12 protein-coding genes are annotated in these 17026 nt (G+C 51.4%); all 12 read left to right on the top strand.

Annotated elements, in window-relative coordinates; genetic code table 11:
• The first annotated feature begins 217 nt into the window (after positions 1–217).
• The 12 genes from LKE53_05700 (at position 218) to guaA (ending at position 16758) form a co-directional block, all read left to right on the top strand.
• Positions 218–1504: a UDP-N-acetylglucosamine 1-carboxyvinyltransferase gene (locus LKE53_05700; protein ID MCH3972246.1), complete on the top strand. Its 1287-nt coding sequence runs from the start codon at positions 218–220 to the stop codon at positions 1502–1504.
• A gap of 90 nt (positions 1505–1594) precedes the next feature.
• A complete protein-coding gene (locus LKE53_05695; protein ID MCH3972245.1) occupies positions 1595–2386 on the top strand; it encodes an MBL fold metallo-hydrolase in 792 nt (263 codons plus the stop codon).
• Positions 2386–2865 (top strand): 23S rRNA (pseudouridine(1915)-N(3))-methyltransferase RlmH, encoded by a 480-nt coding sequence (locus tag LKE53_05690; GenBank protein ID MCH3972244.1) that lies wholly within the window; start codon positions 2386–2388, stop codon positions 2863–2865. The genes LKE53_05695 and LKE53_05690 overlap by 1 nt, the downstream gene beginning before the upstream one ends.
• A gap of 555 nt (positions 2866–3420) precedes the next feature.
• Positions 3421–4254 carry a diaminopimelate epimerase gene (dapF, locus tag LKE53_05685; GenBank protein MCH3972243.1) on the top strand — a complete coding sequence of 278 codons (834 nt, stop codon included), beginning with the start codon at positions 3421–3423 and terminating at the stop codon, positions 4252–4254.
• A gap of 46 nt (positions 4255–4300) precedes the next feature.
• On the top strand, positions 4301–5512 hold the full coding sequence (locus LKE53_05680) for an LL-diaminopimelate aminotransferase (protein MCH3972242.1): 1212 nt from the start codon (positions 4301–4303) through the stop codon (positions 5510–5512).
• A gap of 138 nt (positions 5513–5650) precedes the next feature.
• Entirely contained in the window at positions 5651–6736 is a 1086-nt protein-coding gene (locus tag LKE53_05675; protein ID MCH3972241.1) for a carbamoyl phosphate synthase small subunit, read from the top strand.
• On the top strand, positions 6733–9951 hold the full coding sequence (gene carB, locus LKE53_05670) for a carbamoyl-phosphate synthase large subunit (protein MCH3972240.1): 3219 nt from the start codon (positions 6733–6735) through the stop codon (positions 9949–9951). The genes LKE53_05675 and carB overlap by 4 nt, the downstream gene beginning before the upstream one ends.
• A gap of 76 nt (positions 9952–10027) precedes the next feature.
• Positions 10028–10732 (top strand): phosphoribosylaminoimidazolesuccinocarboxamide synthase, encoded by a 705-nt coding sequence (locus LKE53_05665; protein ID MCH3972239.1) that lies wholly within the window; start codon positions 10028–10030, stop codon positions 10730–10732.
• Between the two features lie 45 nt (positions 10733–10777).
• Complete coding sequence (gene purF, locus LKE53_05660) at positions 10778–12235, top strand: amidophosphoribosyltransferase (GenBank protein ID MCH3972238.1); 1458 nt, start codon at positions 10778–10780, stop codon at positions 12233–12235.
• 15 nt (positions 12236–12250) lie between these two features.
• Positions 12251–13681, top strand: coding sequence for an adenylosuccinate lyase (purB, locus tag LKE53_05655; protein MCH3972237.1), 1431 nt, complete (start codon positions 12251–12253; stop codon positions 13679–13681).
• 177 nt (positions 13682–13858) lie between these two features.
• Positions 13859–15136, top strand: a complete 1278-nt coding sequence (locus LKE53_05650) for an adenylosuccinate synthase (protein ID MCH3972236.1) — start codon at positions 13859–13861, stop codon at positions 15134–15136.
• A gap of 74 nt (positions 15137–15210) precedes the next feature.
• Positions 15211–16758, top strand: a complete 1548-nt coding sequence (guaA, locus tag LKE53_05645; protein MCH3972235.1) for a glutamine-hydrolyzing GMP synthase — start codon at positions 15211–15213, stop codon at positions 16756–16758.
• Positions 16759–17026: the final 268 nt, after the last annotated feature.

Genomic DNA, 17026 nt, shown 5'->3' with positions numbered 1-17026 from the left:
TAATCCGAAAATAGGATTCCCTGTTAGTGGAATACGGCACAGAAAAGTGGGCCTTTACCCAAAAACTTCGGCCGCTTTTCCGTTGCCGGCAGGTCCGTGCAAGGAGAAAAATGGAATTGCTTTTTTCTTCAAGTTCTTGTCGCTTTGCGATATACTATAATTGATGAAAGCGCGGGCAGGCAGACAGGAAGACTATCATGAAATGGAGTGTCAGAACTTGGATAAGTTCTTAATAAATGGCGGCAACCAGCTGAAGGGGCAGATCAGAATCAGCGGCGCAAAAAATGCAGCGATTGCGATTATCCCCGCGGTCCTTCTTTGTGATGATGCCTGCCGTATAGAAAATGTTCCGAATATTACCGATGTTAATGCGATGATTCATATTCTGCACGAAATGGGTGTGGATGTGCGCTGGATCAACCGCTCTACTTTAATTATCGACCCGCGCTCGCTGAGCACTTATGTGGCTTCTTATGAGCTTGCGCGCCAAATGCGCGGCTCTTATTATCTTTTGGGTGCCCTTTTAGGGCGCTGCCACCATGCAATCGTTTCCATGCCGGGTGGGTGCAACTTTGGCGTGCGCCCCATCGACCTGCATTTGAAAGGCTTTGCTGCTTTGGGCGCAACGCATACGGTTGAGGGCGGCATGGTCAATGTTTCCGCAAAAGAGCTGCATGGAAGCAATATCTACCTGGATGTTGTTTCTGTGGGCGCGACTATCAATATCATGCTGGCGGCGGTAAAAGCTACCGGTGTTACTGTGATTGAAAATGCGGCAAAAGAGCCGCATATTGTCGACCTGGCAAACTTTCTCAACTCTATGGGTGCAGATATCCGCGGCGCCGGCACTGATGTTATTAAAATTTATGGTGTCAAGCATCTGCATGGTGTCACGTATTCCATTATTCCTGACCAGATTGAAGCAGGTACCTATATGGTAGCGGGCGCTGCAACCCACGGCGATGTAACGGTGACCAATGTCATCCCCAAGCATCTGGAGTCTATTATGGCCAAACTTGAGGAAGTCGGCCTGGAAATCACCGAGTACGACGAAGCGGTGCGGGTGCGTTATGTTGGCCAGCTGAATAAGTGTAATATTAAAACAATGCCGCACCCCGGTTTCCCAACGGATATGCAGCCGCAGATTACGGCACTGCTCTCCATTGCAAAGGGAACCAGTATTGTAAACGAAAGCGTATGGGACAACCGTTTCCGGTATGTCGAGGAATTAAAGCGCATGGGCGCGCAGATTTCTGTAAATGGCCGCCTTGCTGTGGTAGAGGGAGTCGAAAGCTTGACTGCTGCACCGGTAAAGGCAACCGACCTGCGCGCGGGTGCAGCCATGGTCATTGCGGCGCTCTCTGCCAAAGGAACAACAGAGATTGAGCAGATTCGCAATATTGAGCGCGGCTATGAAAATATTGTAGATAAACTGCAGAGCGTTGGGGCGGATATTCGGCGTGTTACCGTCAAAGATAATGCAGAAGAGCAGGAAGCTGGATAAAGCATAAATACAGAATTATTAGGCGGGGCAAGCGGAATTTTTTCGGCGCGGTCCCGTCTTTCCTGCGCAGGATAGGAGCTATCAAAGAGAATGGCAGTATTTTGTCCGCTTTTTAGCGGCAGCAGCGGAAACAGTTATTACATAGGTTCTGCAGATGAGGGCATTTTGGTCGATGCTGGGCGCAGTGCAAAGCAGATTCGGGAAAAACTGGATGCTTGCGGCATTGCGCAGAAAGCAGTGCACGCAATTTTTGTGACACATGAACATACAGACCATATCAAGGGTCTGCGTGTTCTGGCCTCGCGCATGGAGGTACCCGTGTATGGCTCAGCAGGTACTTTGCAGGCGCTGCAGAAAATGAGTGTGCTCAATGGCAAATTCCCTGCGTATGTGGTTGGCAAAGAGGGAGTGGCCTGCGCAGGTATGCGTATTCGTCCATTTCACACGTCGCACGACTGCGCCGAGGGCTATGGCTACTGCGTAGAGACAGCTGATGCACACCAGGTGGCCTTTGCCACTGATTTGGGCTATTTTTCTGACGAAGTGCGCAGCAGTATTACCGGTGCAGAGCTGGTTGTGCTGGAGTCGAATCATGATGTCGGTATGCTGCAGAATGGGCCGTATCCCTATCCGCTCAAGAGGCGGATTTTATCAGATCGCGGTCATCTTTCCAATGCGGCCTGCTCTGAGGCAGTCACCGGCCTGGTGCACAGCGGCACAGCGCACATTTTCTTAGCACATCTCAGCAAAGAGAACAATACACCGGAACTGGCGCGCACAACCAGCCTGTGTGCGCTTACCCAGATGGGTGCACAGGACGGCCGGGACTTTTTACTGGAAGTGGCCCCGCGTGAAAACCCGGGAAAGGTGACGGTGTTTTAGTGCAGAAAGTGCAGATCGTCTGTATCGGCTCGCTTAAAGAAAACTATTGGCGGCAGGCCTGCGCAGAGTACGAGAAGCGGCTGCGCTCGTTTGCGCAGTTTTCTATTACGGAACTGCCGGAAAGCCGCCTGCCAGATTCCCCATCGCAGGCACAGATTGACACAGCTCTGCAAAAAGAGGGAAAGCACATCCTTTCCGCATGCGGCAGCGGAGCAGTGGTTCCACTGTGTATTGAGGGCAGGGAAATGGATTCGCCCGCACTTGCGCGCTTTTTGCAGGAAGCTGCCGTGCATGATGCAGGGCAGGTTTCGTTTGTCATCGGCAGCAGTTTTGGTCTTGCGCTGCAGGTAAAGCAGGCAGGCCGTCTGCGGCTCTCTATGTCGCCCATGACTTTCCCGCACCAGTTGGCTCGGGTCATGCTGTGTGAGCAGATTTACCGGGCTTATCAGATATTAAATCACGGAAAATACCATAAATAACAGCGAATCCGAAAAAGAAAGACGCTTCCAGATGTTTCCACCTGAAAGCGTCTTTCTTCTTTTTCAACACAACAGTTCCTGCACAATCCCCAAAAGGCAGGTAGGAAAAATGTACATACGCTTGCCCCATCATTTTCTGTCTAACAGAAATCAGGCTTGCTTTTCCGTTTCTTAGTGTAGCATAGAATGAACAAAAAAGCAAACAAAAATTTATAAGTTTTCTATATTTCTATTGAAAAGTGGACATATTTTATTGTAAATTGCAGTCTAATATTTACTGTAAAGAGAAGCAGTGGTCATTTTGCCCAAAATGCGTGCAGCTTTTACAAATCCTGCAGAATCACAGCGGGGGACAGCTTTTGCTGCGCTGCCGCGGGGGGAAATGGGCAGTGCGGGAACTTTCCATGCAAAAGTGATTGACAGCACCCGCAAAATAGAATAAAATAATGAAAGCGGTCAAAAAAGACGGCAATACGAATATTTTGCGGCAAGGAGGTGCAGCGTTCTACTGGCAGCCTTGCCGCATTCTTTGTTTTTACAGCTGGAGGCAACTTTATGAAGTTTACAAAAATGCAGGGAATCGGCAACGATTATATCTATATCAACTGCTTTCAAGAAACCGTAAAGGACCCGTCCGCACTGAGCATTCGCCTGAGTGATCGCCATTTTGGTATTGGCTCTGACGGTATTATCCTTATCAAGCCGAGCGAGAGAGCCGACTGTGAAATGGATATTTACAATGCAGACGGCTCCCGTGCAATGATGTGCGGCAACGGCGTGCGCTGTGTTGGCAAGTATGTCTATGACCGTGGCATTTGCCGTAAGAACCCCTTGCGGGTTGATACACAAAGCGGGGTCAAAACGCTGTACTTGCAGGTAGAGAATGACCAGGTGCAGTCGGTGCGGGTCGATATGGGCGAACCAATTTTAGTGCCTGCAGAGATCCCTGTGAAACTGCCAGGCACGCGCGCAATCGACGTTCCTTATACTGTGGGCGGTAGAGAAGAGCGCATTACCTGTGTTTCCATGGGCAACCCGCACTGCGTTGTGTTTGTGCCGGATGTCGATGTGCTGGACCTGCCCAAAATCGGGCCTGCGTTTGAGCACGCGGAAATTTTTCCGCAGCGTGTCAATACGGAATTTATTGAGGTACGCAGCAATACAGAAGTGAAGATGCGCGTATGGGAGCGCGGCTCCGGTGAAACGCTTGCCTGCGGCACGGGCGCGTGTGCGTCTGCGGTGGCGTGTGCGCTGAATGGAAAAACTGGCCGCAGCGTGCTGCTGCATTTGCGCGGTGGCGACCTGCACGTCACATGGGACGAAAAGACCGGCCGTGTTTTCATGCAGGGTCCGGCGGCATTTGTCTTTGATGGTACGATAGAGGTATAAGAAAAATTCCTCTTTGTCTATTTGCGGAAGGGAGCACAAAAAACAGATGGTAAAAGTAAACGAAAACTTTGCAAAATTGCCCGCAAATTACCTGTTTGTTGATATTGCGAAGAAAGTGGACGCCTACCAGAAAGCACATCCCGAAAAAGAAATTCTGCGTCTTGGCATTGGTGATGTGACCCGCCCGCTGGTAAAGCCAGTGGTCGAGGCCATGAAAAAGGCGACCGATGAAATGGGCAGGGAAGAGACTTTCCGCGGCTATGGCCCAGAGGCAGGCTATTCCTTTTTGCGGGAAGCAATCGCTGACCATGACTACCGCGGCCTTGGCATTGATGCGGACGAAATCTTTGTCAGTGACGGTGCAAAAAGCGACACCAGCTCCATCGGCGATATTTTTGGCTTGGACAATATTGTCGCTGTCTGCGACCCGGTTTATCCGGTTTATGTAGACTCCAACGTTATGGCGGGCCGTGCCGGCGAATATACCGAGGGCAAGGGCTGGAGCAAAATTGTATATATGCCCTGTTTAGAGGAAAACGACTTTCTGCCGTCATTCCCTGAAACGGTGCCTGACCTTATCTATTTGTGTTTCCCCAATAACCCCTCAGGGGTCAGTATACAAAAAGACTGTCTGCAGGCGTGGGTCGATTACGCCAACGAGCACGGTTCAGTTATTCTGTATGATGCGGCTTACGAAGCGTTTATCGTTACCCCAGGTGTGCCACACAGCATTTACGAGTGCAGCGGCGCAAAAACCTGTGCCATTGAGTTCCGCAGCTTTTCCAAGACAGCGGGCTTTACCGGTACACGCTGTGCATTTACCGTTATCCCTAAAGAACTGAAAATTGGCGAAACATCGCTTAACCAGCTTTGGGGACGCCGCCAGTCTACCAAAATGAACGGCGTTTCTTATCCCGTACAGCGCGCTGCAGAGGCAGTCTACTCAGAAGAGGGACAAAAGCAGGTGCGCGCAAATATCGCCTACTATCAGCAGAATGCCCGTATTATTCTGCAGGGCCTCAAAAAGGCCGGTTTTACCGTTTACGGCGGTGTAGATTCCCCGTATGTCTGGATGAAAGTGCCCGCCGGCATGACCAGCTGGCAGTTTTTTGATGAGCTGCTCAAGCGCTGTGCAGTTGTAGGCACCCCTGGCTCTGGCTTTGGTGTACACGGCGAGGGTTATTTCCGCCTTACTTCATTTAATACAAAAGAAAATACAGAAAAAGCTGTTCAGCGCATTGCAGAGCAGTTCACATAATAGAATGAATCCCTCAGACCGCCAGACGCCATGTCTCTTGTGACTGGGGGAATCGTTCTGTCCGCAGACAAAAAACTGACAAAATCTTCTGCATAAATGAAAAGCAGAGCTGAATTTATAGAAATGGCTGGTGATTACATGAAAGGATTGCTGATGCTGGAAAACGGGGCGACCTTTGCCGGAACCGGGTTTGGCGACGAACACGATGTTTTGTGCGAGGTTGTGTTCAACAGCGCCATGTGCGGCTATCCGGAGCTTTTAACAGACCCCTCGTATGCTGGGCAGGGTGTTGTTATGACATACCCAATGATCGGCAACTACGGCATTTGCTATGAAGACGCTGAGTCTTCCAAACCGTGGCTGCGCGCCTATATTGTGCGTTCCGTTTCCAATATAGCAAGCAATTTTCGCTGTGATGTAGATCTGAATTCGTACCTTAAAACGCACCATGTGCCGGGCCTTGAGGGGATAGACACCCGTGCACTGACCCGTATCCTGCGCGAAAGCGGCACGATGCGCGGCATGATTGCCTATGCAGACAGCCTTGAGCAGATTGACCAGGCGGCTATGAAGCGGAAAATCCAGAATTATCAGCTGGAGTCCTGTGTGCCGCAGGTCAGTGTGCGCGGGGGCAATGTGTACGGTGATGGCGCTGTAAAAGTGGCCCTGATGGATTACGGCGTAAAGAGCAATATTATCCGCTCTCTAGTGGCACGCGGATGTACTGTGAAGTGCTTCCCGTGGGACGCCGCCTTTGAAGAAGTTATGGAGTGGAAGCCGGACGGCATGATGCTGAGCAACGGACCCGGTGACCCGAAAGCCTGCGGAAAAGGAATCGAGGAACTTAAAAAAGTATACAAGTCAGAAATCCCGACCTTTGCTATCTGCCTGGGGCACCAGCTGATGGCATTGGCACAGGGTTTCGATACCTATAAACTGAAGTACGGCCACCGCGGTATTAACCACCCGGTGAAAGACCTTTCGACAAACCGTGTGTATATCACTTCCCAAAACCATGGCTATGTGGTGGATGAAAAGACCATTGACCCCGCAGTCGCCGCTGCAAGCTTTATCAGCATGAACGACGGCAGCATTGAGGGTATTCGCTACAAGAGCGGCCGGTGCTTCTCTGTGCAGTTTCATCCAGAAGCCTGCGGCGGCCCGCGTGACACAGCCTTTCTGTTTGACCGCTTCATGAAAGTACTTGGAGGTGAGAAGCTTTGAGTAAGCGCCCTGAAATTAAAAAAGTAATTATTATCGGTTCCGGTCCGATTGTCATCGGCCAGGCGGCTGAGTTTGACTATGCAGGCACACAGGCCTGCCGTGCGCTGCGCGAAGAGGGCGTTGAGGTCGTTTTAATCAACTCAAACCCTGCCACAATTATGACGGACAAGCAGATTGCCGATAAAGTGTATATTGAGCCGCTGACCACCGATACCGTAAAAAAGGTGATTATCAAAGAAAAACCGGACAGCATTCTGCCCACCCTTGGCGGACAGAATGCCCTGAACCTGGCGGTCGAGCTGGAGGAATCCGGGTTCTTAAAAGAGCACCATGTCGAGATGATTGGCACCAGCGCTGACACAATCCGTATGGCTGAGGACCGCGAGCTGTTTAAAGAGGCAATGGAGCGCATTCATCAGCCCTGTGCTGACAGCGCCGTGGCCGAAGACCTGGAGACCTGCTTTAAAATAGCCGATAAAATCGGCTATCCGGTGGTTGTGCGTCCGGCCTACACCCTGGGTGGCAGCGGCGGCGGTATTGCTGCCGACAAAGAGGAACTGGAAGAAATTGCGACACTCGGCCTGCAGCGCAGCCGTGTTAACCAGGTGCTTATCGAGCGCAGCATAGCCGGCTGGAAAGAAATTGAGTACGAAGTTATGCGTGACCACAACGGCAACTGCATTACCGTGTGTAATATGGAAAACCTGGACCCGGTCGGTGTGCATACCGGCGACTCCATTGTTGTTGCACCGTGCCAGACCCTTGCCGATAAAGAAACACAAATGCTGCGCACCGCCGCACTGGATATCATTACGGAGCTGGGGGTAGAGGGCGGCTGCAATGTACAGTTTGCGCTGAATCCGGACAGCTTTGAGTACAGCGTCATTGAGGTAAATCCGCGTGTCAGCCGCTCTTCCGCATTAGCAAGTAAAGCTACCGGTTACCCGATTGCAAAAGTTGCCAGTAAAATTGCCCTTGGCTATACGCTGGACGAAATTAAAAATGCCATTACAAAGAAAACCTATGCCTGCTTTGAGCCGACCCTTGACTACTGCGTAGTAAAAATACCGAAGTGGCCGTTTGATAAATTTATCGGTGCGCGCCACACCCTTGGCACACAGATGCAGGCCACCGGCGAGGTCATGGGCATTGCGCCAAACTTTGAGATGGCGCTGATGAAGGCTGTCCGCTGTCTGGAGCAGAATCTTTACAGCCTGCGTGACCCGTCCCTTGCAGATCTGCCCGATGAGGAAATTGTAAAGCGTCTGCACAACATTGACGACCGCCGCCTTTGGATGTGTGCAGAGGCCCTGCGCCGCGGTGTGCCGGCCCAGCAGATTCACGATATTACCAAAATTGATTTGTGGTTTATCGGCAAGCTGCAGGCCATTGTCGAGACCGAAAAAGCGCTGCAGACACAGCCGCTTACCCGTGACTTGCTGCTGCACGCCAAAAACTTTGGTTTCCTTGACAGCACCATCGGCGAGTTAAACGGTGAATCAGTCGAAGAGCTGCGCCAGCAGGAGGATGACTGGAACATTCACCCGGTGTATAAAATGGTCGATACCTGCGCGGCAGAGTTTGAGGCCGAAACCCCTTATTACTATTCCTGCTATGGTACACAAAATGAGTCCAGTCCGAGGTCTGACCGCAAAAAAATCATAGTTATCGGTTCCGGTCCGATTCGCATTGGCCAGGGCATTGAGTTCGATTTCTGTTCGGTGCACAGTGTCTGGGCGCTGCGGGACCTTGGCTACGAAACCATTATCGTAAACAACAACCCCGAGACCGTTTCCACTGATTTCGATATTGCAGACAAGCTGTACTTTGAGCCCTTGACTCCTGAGGATGTGCTGCATATTATTGAACTGGAAAAACCGGACGGCGCTGTGTGCCAGTTTGGCGGCCAGACAGCCATCAAGCTTGCAGCTTCGATTGAAAAAATGGGGGTTCCGGTACTAGGTACTTCCAGTGACAGTATCGACTTGGCAGAGGACCGCGAGCGCTTTGACGAGATTTTAAATGCCTGTTCTATTCCGCGTGCAGCCGGCCGCACAGTGTTTACCTGTGATGAGGCCATTGCTGCTGCACATGAGCTGGGCTACCCGGTTTTGGTGCGCCCCTCTTATGTGCTTGGCGGGCAGGGAATGCAGATTGCCTACACGGACCAGGATATTGTCAACCAAATCGGTATTATCAACCGCATTGCGCAGAAGCACCCCATTTTGGTTGATAAGTATATCATGGGTACTGAAGTAGAGGTCGACGCGGTCTGTGACGGTATCGATTCGGTTATTCCCGGCATTATGCAGCACGTAGAGCGTGCGGGCATTCACTCTGGCGACAGCATTTCGGTGTATCCGCCGATTAACCTGAGTGAAGAAGTGCAGGAGACAATCGTTTCCTATACCCGCCAGCTGGCCATGGCGCTGCATGTCAAGGGCCTGCTCAACATTCAGTTTATTGTAAAAGATGAAAAGGTCTATATCATTGAGGCCAACCCGCGTTCTTCCCGCACGGTGCCGTATATCAGCAAGGTCACAGGCATTCCGATTGTGCCACTGGCGGTCAACACGTTCTTTGGCAAGACTCTGCCGCAGATGGGCTACCACTATGGCCTGCAGCGCCCGCATGACTATGTTGCTGTAAAGATGCCTGTTTTCTCATTTGAGAAAATCCGCGGTGCCGAAATCAACCTTGGGCCGGAGATGAAGTCAACCGGCGAGGTCTTGGGCATTGCGCACACCTTTGATGAGGCCCTTATTAAGGCGTTTTACGGCGCGGGTGTGCACATGATTCAGCACGGCCGTGTGGTCATTACCGTGAAAAACAGCGATAAGCCGGAGGTCTTGCCGATTGCCAAGGGCCTGTACGATTTAGGGTGGACAATTTACGCCACAGCGGGCACTTCCGAGTATCTCAATGACCACGACATTCCCACTATCCGTGTCTGCAAAATCGGCGCGGGCGAGCGCGATACCCTTTCACTGGTCACTTCCGGCAGAATTGATTTGATTATCAATACACCGACTTCAATCGCTCAGCACAGTCGCGACGGCTTTGCAATCCGGCGTGCAGCGGTCGAGTGCGGCGTCACCTGCCTGACCTCTCTGGATACAGCAAACGCATTTTTGACCTGCGCGCGCCAGGTAAAGACTACCCAGCTGAGCGTTGTGGATATTACGCGGGTCAACACCTTTCTCAACCTGGTCTGATTTTATTTGCTTACAACACTTTTATCATAGATAGAAACTTATAACTCATACAGAAACCGCAACGGAGGTATTTTTCATGGAAAAGACAGAACAGCTGTACGAAGGAAAAGCCAAAAAAGTGTTTGCTACCGACGACCCGGATTACTGCATCGTCTCGTATAAAGATGACGCGACCGCCTTTAACGGCAAAAAGAAGGGCACTATTACCGGCAAGGGCGTTGTCAACAACAAGATGAGCAACTACATGTTCAAAATGCTGGAAAAAGACGGCATTCCGACCCACTATGTCAAGGAGCTCAGCGACCGCGACACCCTGGTGAAAAAGGTGCAGATCGTTCCGCTGGAGGTCATTATCCGCAACGTCGCCGCCGGCTCTTTCTCCAAGCGCCTGGGTGTACCCGAGGGCACCGCGCTGAAGTGCCCGGTGCTGGAGTTCTGCTATAAGTCTGATCCGCTGGATGACCCGATGGTCAATGATTCTCATGTCTTGGCAATGGGCTGGGCTACAGAAGAAGAAGTAAAGACCATTAAAGAAATGGCTCTGCGCATCAATGAGCTGATGAAGAAATTCTTCCTAGGCGTAGGAATCGACCTGATCGACTTTAAGCTGGAGTTCGGCCGCTACAAGGGTCAGATCCTGCTGGCGGACGAAATCAGCCCGGATACCTGCCGCTTCTGGGATGTAAAGACCCACGAAAAACTGGACAAAGACCGTTTCCGTCGCGACCTGGGCGGTGTAGAAGAAGCCTATGCTGAGGTCATGAAGCGCATTGGCCTGTAAAAAAAGCCACCTGTTCGGCTGACTCAACGAGGAGGTTGAAACTGTTTGCTCAGTGAATTTGCATACGAACAGAAACCGCACGAGGAATGCGGCGTTTTCGGCATCTGCAGTCCGGACGCTTCGGTCAATGTGGCCTATGCGTCCTATAATGCCCTGCTGGCGCAGCAGCACCGCGGGCAGGAAAGCTGCGGCATTGTTGTAAATGACCGCGGGGTTATGTCTTATTCCAAAAGCATGGGCCTTGTAAGTGAGGTGTTTGACAAGCAGGTGCTTGACAGCCTGCCCGGCCAAATGGCCTGTGCCCATGTCCGTTACTCGACCGCCGGCGGCAGTGTGCGCGAAAACACGCAGCCGCTGGTCATGCGCTATGTAAAAGGTACGCTGGCCATTGCCCACAACGGCAACCTGACCAACGCCTATGAGCTGCATGAAGATCTGGTACAGAAAGGCTGCATTTTTCAGACAACGATCGATTCAGAGGCAATCGCCTACATCATTGCGCAGCAGCGTGTTTCGGCGCCTTCTATTGAAGAAGCTGTGCGCCGCGCGCTGCCGCACATACAGGGTTCCTATTCGCTGGTCATTATGAGTCCGCAAAAACTGGTTGCCGCGCGTGACCCCAACGGGTTCCGCCCGCTGGTCATTGGCCGCATCGGCGGAAAGACCTATGTCTTTGCTTCCGAGACCTGTGCACTGGACGCCTGCGGTGCCACATTTGTGCGTGACGTGGAGCCGGGCGAAATCGTGATGGCCGACTTTGACGGCCTGCACGTTGTACAGAAACCGACGGAGCAGCGCAAGTCGCTGTGCGTTTTCGAGTATATCTATTTTGCGCGGCCCGACAGTGTCATAGATGGCATCAATGTCTACGAGGCGCGCAAGCGTGCCGGTAAGCTTTTGTGGGAACAAAAGCCGGTCGAGGCAGACATGGTGGTCGGCGTGCCAGAGTCTGGCATAGACGCTGCCATTGGTTACTCTGAGGCCAGCGGCATTCCGTACCAGAAAGGCATTGTAAAGAATTCATATATCGGCCGTACGTTCATCAAACCGACGCAGGGGGAGCGCGAAAAGAGTGTTCGCCTAAAGCTCAACTTGATTCCAAACGCCTTTCGCGGCAAGCGCGTAGTTTTGCTGGATGACTCGATCGTGCGCGGCACGACTTGTGCGCATATGGTGAGCATGCTGCGCGCCGCAGGCGCAAAAGAAGTGCATCTGCGTATCAGCTCACCGCCGTTTTTGTGGCCCTGCTATTATGGCACCGATATTCCCGACAAAGACTGCCTGATTGCCTGCCACCATACGGTAGAGGAAATTGGGAAAATGAGTATGGCAGACAGCATTGATTATCTGCATGTAGAAAATCTGGCGCCTATGCTGGGGGTAAAAGACGGTTTTTGTGACGCCTGCTTTACCGGCAATTACCCGGCGCCTACGCCCAAAGTTTCTGTTGCGGACAAGCAGTTTGATTACTATTCCAAGCCCATTCAGCGGGTAAAGGACTAAGGAGGAATCCTGTACTTGAAAGATACGTATGAATCGCCGCTTTCTGCGCGGTATGCCGACAAAGAAATGAAATACCTGTTTTCGCCGGATAAAAAGTTTCGTACCTGGCGCCGTCTGTGGATTGCCCTGGCCGAGTCGGAAAAAGAACTGGGTCTGGCGATTACACAGGAGCAGATAGACGAAATGAAAGCCCACCAGGACGATATCAACTATGATGTCGCCGAGGCGCGCGAAAAAGAAGTGCGCCATGACGTTATGAGCCATGTCTACGCCTTTGGCGTGCAGTGTCCCAAGGCCGAGCCTATTATCCACCTGGGCGCGACTTCCTGCTATGTGGGCGACAACACCGATATCATCATCATGACCGAGGCACTGCGCTTAGTCGAGCAAAAGCTCGTCAGCGTGTTGCGCGTACTTGCAAAATTTGCCGAAAAAGAAAAAGACCAGCCAACTTTGGCCTTTACCCACTATCAGCCGGCGCAGCCAACTACAGTAGGTAAGCGTGCTACCCTGTGGATGCAGGATCTGCTGATGGATTTAGAGGACGTGCGCTATCAGCTGAGCAAGGCAAAACTTTTGGGCAGCAAGGGAACTACTGGCACCCAGGCAAGCTTTTTAGAGCTGTTTGACGGCAGCCGTGAAAAAGTAAAAGCACTGGATAAAAAGATTGCAGAAAAAATGGGCTACGCAGATGTTTTCCCGGTTTCCGGCCAGACCTATTCCCGCAAACTGGACAGCCAGGTGCTCAATGTTCTTTCCGGCATTGCGCAGAGCGCGGCAAAATTCAGCAATGATATCCGCCTGCTGCAGCACATGAAAGAGGTAGAGGAGCCGTTTGAGAAAAAGCAGATTGGCTCTTCTGCCATGGCTTATAAGCGCAACCCCATGCGCAGCGAGCGCATTGCGTCCCTTTCGCGCTATGTCATCGCTGATGCACTCAACCCTGCCATGACTGCCTCAACGCAGTGGTTTGAGCGCACCCTGGACGATTCCGCAAATAAGCGCATTTCTGTACCGGAGGCTTTCCTTGCAGTAGACGGTATTCTGAACCTGTACCGCAATGTCGCAGACGGTTTAGTTGTGTACCCGAAGGTCATTATGCAGCACTTGCTCAATGAGCTGCCATTTATGGCAACCGAAAACATTATGATGGATGCTGTCAAGCGCGGCGGTGACCGCCAGCAGCTGCATGAGCATATACGCCAGCACTCTATGGCGGCAAGCAAAGTCGTCAAAGAAGAGGGCGGCAAAAATGACCTGCTGCAGCGCATTGCCGGTGACCCCATTTTCGGTGTCACTTTAGAGGAACTGAACGAAGTGGTGAAACCCGAAAAATACGTGGGATGTGCCCCGCAGCAGACGGAGGAATTTCTCCAAGAAACTGTGGCGCCTGTGCTGGCACAGTACGAAGATGTACCGGAAGATGCTGTTGCCATTACGGTTTAAAGGGCTCTTGTCATTTACTTTCCGGCTTTTATGTGTTAAGATGTTTTTGTCCTTCTTTTCTTTAGAATGCTGCCTAAATCCAGCCGTAAGACAGCATTTGGCGGCACGGGGGGACCTTGGCCGCCGCTTTCACGGACTTTCCCGTAGCGGCGCGGTGTTAGATGGGGAATTATCGATATGATCAAAGCTATTGTAGGCGCAAACTGGGGCGACGAAGGCAAAGGGAAAATTACCGATGTTGAAGCAGAGAAAGCGGATTTCGTTGTTCGTTTTCAGGGTGGCTGCAACGCAGGCCATACGATTGTGAACCAATACGGTAAATTTGCTCTGCATCAGCTGCCCTCAGGTGTCTTTTATGACCACGTGACCAATGTAATTGGCAACGGCGTGGCACTCAGCCCTGAAAAGCTGGTCGAAGAAATCGCTACACTAGAGTCCCGCGGTGTGCCAAAGCCGCATGTGGTCGTGTCTGACCGTGCGCAAGTCGTTATGCCGTACCATATTCAGCAGGATACCTTTGAAGAGGCACGCCTTGCAGGCAAATCTTTTGGCTCCACCAAAAGCGGCATTGCGCCTTTTTACGCTGACAAATATGCAAAAATTGGTTTTCAGATTGCTGAACTTTTTGATGACGAGGCCAGTATCCGTGAAAGAATTGACCATGTGCTTTCCATCAAAAACGTTCTTTTCCGCGAGCTGTATCATCAGCCGGAACTGAAAGCGGACGATGTGTATAATCAACTGATGCAGTATAAAGAAATGCTGAAACCATATGTTACAAATACCTTTACATTGCTGCACGATGCATTGAAACAGGGCAAGACAATTTTGCTTGAGGGCCAGCTGGGTTCTCTGAAAGACCCGGATTGGGGTATTTACCCAATGGTCACCTCCAGCTCAACTTTGGCGGGCTATGGTGCTGTCGGTGCAGGTCTGCCGCCGTATGAGATTAAAGAGATTATTACGGTTGTCAAGGCATACTCCAGTGCTGTCGGCGCAGGTGAGTTTGTCAGTGAAATCTTCGGTAAAGAAGCAGATGAGTTGCGTCACCGCGGCGGCGATGGCGGAGAGTTTGGCGCAACAACCGGACGTCCGCGCCGCATGGGCTGGCTTGACTTGGTTGCGAGCCGCTATGGCTGTCAGGCACAGGGTGCCACTCAGGTTGCCTTTACGGTTTTGGATGTGCTGGGTTATCTGGACGAAATTCCGGTATGTGTTGCCTATGAACTGGACGGCAAGCGTATTGATTATTTCCCGCCTACCCCACAGCTCAAGCGCTGCAAGCCAATTTACGAGAAGCTGCCCGGTTGGAAGTGCGATATCCGCGGCATTAAGAAGTATGAAGATTTACCGGAAAACTGCCGCAAATATATCGAATTTGCAGAAAAAGCGGTCGGCGTGCCCTTTAAGATTATCTCGAACGGTCCGAGCCGTGACGATATTATTTATCGCTGAACTGTATGATACAGAGCGTCAGCACACGCAACCCGGGTGTTGACGCCCTTTTATTTTAATAAAGAAAGCAGGTTATGTTGATGGTAAAGAATGAAGCCGTGCTGGTGCTGGACTTTGGCGGCCAGTACTGCCAGCTCATTGCCCGCCGTGTGCGCGAGTGCAAAGTCTACTGCGAAATCAAAAGCTATAAAACGCCCGCAGCGGAGCTTGCAAAGAGGGGATATAAGGGAATTATCCTGACCGGCGGCCCAAATTCCGTGTATGGCGAAAATGCCCCGCGCTGCGAGAAAGCGCTCTTTGAAATGGGCGTACCCGTGTTGGGCATCTGCTATGGTGCGCAGCTGATGGCCTATACCTTAGGTGGCAGCGTAGAGAGCAGCGAAGTACGCGAATACGGCAAAACGCCGTTTGAGGTCACGGACAGTGAAAGCCCGCTTTTGGCAGGTGTGCCGAAAACTTCTGTCTGCTGGATGAGCCATACCGATCGTATCAGCAAGGCGCCGGTCGGTTTTCAGGTGACAGCTTCCAGTAAAACCTGCCCGGTTGCGGCGATGGAAAACCGCACAGAGAAGCTGTGTGCTGTTCAGTTCCACCCAGAAGTGCAGCATACCGAGTACGGACAGCAGATTCTGCACAATTTTCTGTTCAATGTCTGTAAATGTAAGGGCGACTGGGTTATGTCTTCCTTTATTGAAGATACCATTGCTGAAATCCGCAAAAAAGTCGGCAGCAAAAAAGTTCTCTGTGCACTTTCCGGTGGCGTAGATAGTTCTGTTGCGGCGGTGCTGGTGCATAAGGCAATCGGCAAAAACCTGACCTGTATTTTTGTTGACCACGGCATGCTGCGCAAAGATGAAGGCGACCAGGTGGAAACGGTATTTCGCAAGCAGTTCGATATGAATTTGATTCGCGTAAATGCCGCCCCACAATTTTTAGAGAAGCTGAAAGGCGTGACCGACCCGGAAAAGAAGCGCAAAATCATCGGCGAGGGGTTCATACGTACTTTTGAGGCGGAGTCGCGCAAACTCGGGAAAATCGAATTCCTGTGCCAGGGCACGATCTATCCAGATGTTGTTGAGAGCGGAACTGGCGACGCGGCTGTCATTAAGAGCCACCACAACGTTGGCGGTCTGCCCAAGGATATTGGCTTTGAGGGCTTGATTGAGCCACTGCGTGACCTGTTTAAAGATGAGGTCCGTGAGGTTGGCACACAGCTTGGCATTCCGGAAAACTTAGTCTGGCGTCAGCCGTTCCCCGGCCCGGGACTCGGCATTCGTATTTTGGGAGAAGTCACAGCGGAAAAGATTGCGGTCCTGCAGGAAGCAGATGCAATCTTCCGCGAAGAGGTTGCAAAGGCGGGGCTCTCAAAAAAGATAAGTCAATACTTTGCAGTGCTGACCAATGTACGCAGTGTTGGCGTAATGGGCGACAGCCGCACCTATGATTATACAATTGCTTTGCGCGGCGTGACAACCAGTGACTTTATGACCGCTGATTGGGCGCGCATTCCGTATCCAGTTTTGGAGCGCTCTTCTGACCGTATTGTCAATGAAGTGGGACACATCAACCGCGTCGTTTATGATATCACCAGTAAGCCGCCCGCAACAATCGAGTGGGAATAACAAACAAAACCCCCGGAACCCGCATTTCTATGCGATTCCGGGGGTTTTGTTTGCTTGTATGATACCATTGTGACACCACTATAAGCCTTTTTAAACGTCCGATTTAACTTTTAAGGTTAAATCGGGCGTTTTTTAACAAAAATCGATGGACTGATACCATCATGGCCTGATCGTCTGGATAGAGGTGAGGTATGGTTTGAATTATTTTAAACAGTGGTGTTACTAAAATGCTTGACCACAACAAACCTTGTCCTTTCCTTACACCTTT

The organism is Oscillospiraceae bacterium (assembly GCA_022483045.1).
Taxonomy (GTDB): domain Bacteria; phylum Bacillota; class Clostridia; order Oscillospirales; family Acutalibacteraceae; genus Caproicibacterium.
The sequence above is the reverse complement of the archived record's forward strand: the minus strand, read 5'-3'. Positions and strand labels throughout refer to the sequence as shown.

Excerpts from the sequence above, each read along its gene's own strand:
- LKE53_05675 (MCH3972241.1), top strand. The coding sequence starts at position 5,651 with ATGAAAGGATTGCTGATGCTGGAAAACGGGGCGACCTTTGCCGGAACC.
- dapF (MCH3972243.1), top strand. The coding sequence starts at position 3,421 with ATGAAGTTTACAAAAATGCAGGGAATCGGCAACGATTATATCTATATC.
- LKE53_05650 (MCH3972236.1), top strand. The coding sequence starts at position 13,859 with ATGATCAAAGCTATTGTAGGCGCAAACTGGGGCGACGAAGGCAAAGGG.
- LKE53_05680 (MCH3972242.1), top strand. The coding sequence starts at position 4,301 with ATGGTAAAAGTAAACGAAAACTTTGCAAAATTGCCCGCAAATTACCTG.
- guaA (MCH3972235.1), top strand. The coding sequence starts at position 15,211 with ATGTTGATGGTAAAGAATGAAGCCGTGCTGGTGCTGGACTTTGGCGGC.
- LKE53_05695 (MCH3972245.1), top strand. The coding sequence starts at position 1,595 with ATGGCAGTATTTTGTCCGCTTTTTAGCGGCAGCAGCGGAAACAGTTAT.
- LKE53_05665 (MCH3972239.1), top strand. The coding sequence starts at position 10,028 with ATGGAAAAGACAGAACAGCTGTACGAAGGAAAAGCCAAAAAAGTGTTT.